3 protein-coding genes are annotated in these 3,699 nt (G+C 70.9%); 2 read left to right on the top strand and 1 reads right to left on the bottom strand.

Annotated features, from left to right (window positions below; translation table 11 throughout):
* Window positions 1–769 (top strand): Gfo/Idh/MocA family oxidoreductase (locus M6444_RS11970; RefSeq protein ID WP_298327378.1); only part of this gene is annotated, 769 nt, incomplete at its 5' end.
* On the top strand, window positions 766–1,794 hold the full coding sequence (locus M6444_RS11965) for a Gfo/Idh/MocA family oxidoreductase (protein WP_298327376.1): 1,029 nt from the start codon (window positions 766–768) through the stop codon (window positions 1,792–1,794). The genes M6444_RS11970 and M6444_RS11965, both read left to right, overlap by 4 nt.
* A 433-nt stretch (window positions 1,795–2,227) precedes the next feature.
* Here the strand turns inward: M6444_RS11965 and M6444_RS11960 are convergent.
* Window positions 2,228–3,699: bifunctional 3'-5' exonuclease/DNA polymerase (locus M6444_RS11960; protein WP_298327373.1), on the bottom strand; the 1,472-nt coding region annotated here is incomplete at its 5' end.

Here is a 3,699-nt window from a genome sequence, read left to right as displayed (position 1 = left end):
CGACGTGATCCGGGCTGCTGCTGCCGCAGGCTGTGACGTCATCTGCGAGAAGCCGCTGGCCCTCGACGTAGCGAAGGCCACCGCCGTCATCGCCGAGTGCGAGCGGGCCGGAGTCAAGCTGTACCCGGCCCACGTGGTGCGCTTCTTCCCGGAGTACGCCACCATGCGCGAGCACGTGGCCGCGGGCGGTGTGGGTGAGGTCGCGGTGCAGCGGTTCGCCCGGTCTGGCTCGCGCCCGCAGGCCTCGTGGTTCGCCGACCACACGCTGAGCGGCGGCATCGTGATGGACCAGATGATCCACGACCTCGATCTGGCCCGCTGGACCGCGGGCGAGGTACGCCAGGTGTTCGCGCGCAGCACGACGGCCGGCGACGTCGTCAGCGCCCAGGTCGTACTCACCCACGTCAGTGACGCCGTCAGCTATATCAGCGGCACGTGGGCGCCGCCCGGCAGCAAGTTCCGGACCAGGTTCGAGGTCGCCGGCAGCGACGGCCTGGTTCACCACGACTCTGCGCAGCACTCCCCCGTGGTGATCGACGGCGGCATCGACGACGCCGGACGCGGGCTGCTTCCGCCGCCGACGTTCACCGAGAGTCCGTACACCACCCAGCTCCGAGAATTCTTCACGGCGATCAACGGTGGCCCCGAACCCCGCGTCACCGCGGCGGACGGACTCGAGGCGGTCCGGCTGGCCGAAGCGGCGAACACCTCCCTGCGCACCGGCGAGGCAGTGCAGGTCACCAGCGGCGCCGAAAGGACGGCAGCATGAGCGACACGTCGACCCTGCGCATCGGACTGTTGTCGTTCGCGCATCTCCATGCGGCGTCCTACGCGCGCGTGCTCAGCGCGCTCCCCGGCATCGAGGTCCTCGCCACCGACCCCGGCCACGAGAACCGCCCGGCCGGTGAGATCGGTGGCGCCGAAGCGGCTGCGGAGTTCGGCGTGCCCTACGTCGACGACATCGACGCGCTGCTGGCCTGGCAGCCCGACGGCGTCATCGTCTGCTCGGAGAACGCGAATCACCGCGCGCATGTCGAGCTGCTCGTCGCCGCAGGGATTCCGGTGCTGTGCGAGAAGCCGCTGGCTACCTCCACCGAGGACGCCCGCGCCATGGTCAAGGCAGCCGAAGCGGCCGGCGTGGCGCTGATGGTCGCCTTCCCGGTCCGGTTCTCCACGGCCTTCGCGGCCTTGCGCGAGCGGATCGAGGCCGGTGCGCTCGGCACGATCTGCGCGGTCACCGGGACGAACAACGGCCGCGTACCCACTGGCCGAGCCTGGTTCACCGATCCCGAACTCGCCGGTGGCGGTGCCCTGACCGATCACACGGTGCACGTGGCCGACCTCATGGATGCGCTGCTGGGCGGCCAGCGCGCGCGTAGCGTCTACGCGCAGTCGAACCAGATCATGCATCCGCAGGCGCGCGTCGAAACCGCCGGACTGGTGTCCATCGAGTACCCCGGCGGGGTGATCGCCACCATCGACTGCAGCTGGTCGAAGCCGACGGACTACCCGACGTGGGGCGGTCTGACGTTGAGCGTCGTCGGTTCCGCGGCGACCGCCGACATGGACGCCTTCGGCAGCCGCGTCGACGGCTTCTCCGGCGCGCAGCGCGCACCCGTCTGGTTGCCCTACGGCGCCGACAGTGACGCCGCGCTCATCGCCGAATTCGTCGACGCCATCCGGACCGGTCGCACTCCGCAGCCGGATGGGCGCGTCGGCCTGCGCACCGTCGAGATCGTCGAGGCCGCCTACGCCTCGGCCGCGGCGGGAGAACCGGTGGCGCTGGATTCGTGACGACTCGGGCGCCCAGTGGTTCGCCAAGGTCTACCGCGCCGGTACGTGCTTACCGCGGGAGCGGGACGCGGTGGCGCTGGCCGAGTTCGCCCGGGCGGGTCAGGTGCGTGGGCACTGGACGCTCTGGAGCAGCGCCACGCCCTCCTGGACGACGTCGCCGCCATCGTTGCGGGCCTGCCCGAGTTGACCGAGCAGGTCGTGTGCCGAGTTGCTGGACAATCCGGGCGCGGTCGATGCAACGCTGCGCGCCTATGCTCGCGCACGGCATGACGCGGCACTCCTGCTGCTCGACCAGCTCGACGACATCCACGCCGTGGTGCGAGACGCTCTCCGTTGAGGGAGGGATGAAACGACGGAAGTGGTGACGCTGCGGGCGACAGTTGCCGGATGCGTCACCCCCTACGAAAGCAAGGCGACCCGAGTTCAGCGCGACTCATTCGGCGTCGGTGTAGCACGTCGCCGTGGCCACGCTGAGTGGGAACGCGACGGGGAAATCGCCGAACAACAGCCGGCCTGCCTCGGCCGCAGCCGCGCGCACCTCGTCGGCGACGGCGTCGGCCAGCGAGATCGGCGTGTGCACCACCACCTCGTCGTGCACGAACGAGACCAGGTGCGCTCGCTCGGTGAACGGCGCCGGGACGGCACCTTCAACGCCATCGCCGCCGTCAGCCATCCCGAGCTGCCACAACCGCCGCCGCAGAGAGGCCAGCCAGCACAGGGCCCATTCGGCGGCGGTGCCCTGCACCACGAAGTTGCGGGTGAACCGTCCCCACGAGCGCGTGTACGAGCGCGCCCGCGCCGCCGCGTCACCTGCACCGTCGTCGGCGGAGTATGCGCCGGCCTGCAGCTCCTGCCAGGTCTCACCTGGCAGGGGTGAACTCCGGCCGAGATGCGTGGTGACCACCTCGCCGCGTTCCCCGGCCCGCGCAGCGTCGTCGACCAAGGCCATCGCGCGCGGAAACGCTGCGGCCAGCTGCGGCCGGACCTGTCCGCTGACCCCGGTGGTCCCGCCGTACATCGCACCGAGCATGCCGATCTTGGCCCGCTCACGCGTCTCGACCGCGCCCGTCGCGACGATGCCGGCGTACATGTCGATCCCCTCGCCGTCGTCTCCCCGCCCGGCGGCAGCCATCGCCTCGTCGCCGGCCATGGCGGCCAGCACACGGGGTTCGAGCTGAGCAGCGTCGGCGACCACGAACGTCCAGCCGGGGTCGGCGACCACAGCCGCGCGGACGTTCTTCGGCAGCTGCAGCGCTCCGCCGCCGTTGGTGGCCCAGCGGCCAGTGACGACGCCGCCGACGACGTACTCGGTACGAAACCGTCCGTCGCGCACCCAACTGTCCAGCCAGTTCCAACCGTTGGCGGTGAGCAACCGCGACAGCGACTTGTACTCCAGCAGTGGCTCGATGACTGGGTGACTCAGGCGCTCCAGCTCCCATTTGCGCAGCGTCTTCGCCCCCACACCGGCCAGGTTCATCGCTTTGAGCAGGTCCGGATGGGAGTCGGGGTTGAGCGACGCGGGCGCGTCGAGCGCCGCACGGATACGTTGAACCAGCGCTTCGAGACGCTCCGGCCGTTCACCGTAGCGCGGCCGGGGACCGAGCGTCTCGGTCAGCACGGCGTCGTGCACGTCGGCCCGCCACGGCAATCCCGCGTGATGCATCTCCGCAGCAGCCAGGGCCCCGGCGGATTCAGCGGCCAGTAGCAGGCCGAGCCGGCCCTGCCCCGGGCTCGCAGCGACGGCGTCGTGCTGGTGCCGCAATTCTTCGACGGGGTCCGGCCCGGCCTCGGCCACCTTCGGTTCAGGCGGTCCGAACAGCGTGTCGGGGACGCCGGCGGGTTCGTCGTCGGTCAGCGAAACAGCGGGCATCGTGTCCCATGGGCCGCCCGGTGCCGCCGTCGCCA

This window comes from Haloactinopolyspora sp., from assembly GCF_027324685.1.
In the GTDB taxonomy this organism is placed as follows: Bacteria; Actinomycetota; Actinomycetes; order Jiangellales; family Jiangellaceae; genus Haloactinopolyspora.
The sequence above is the reverse complement of the archived record's forward strand: the minus strand, read 5'-3'. Positions and strand labels throughout refer to the sequence as shown.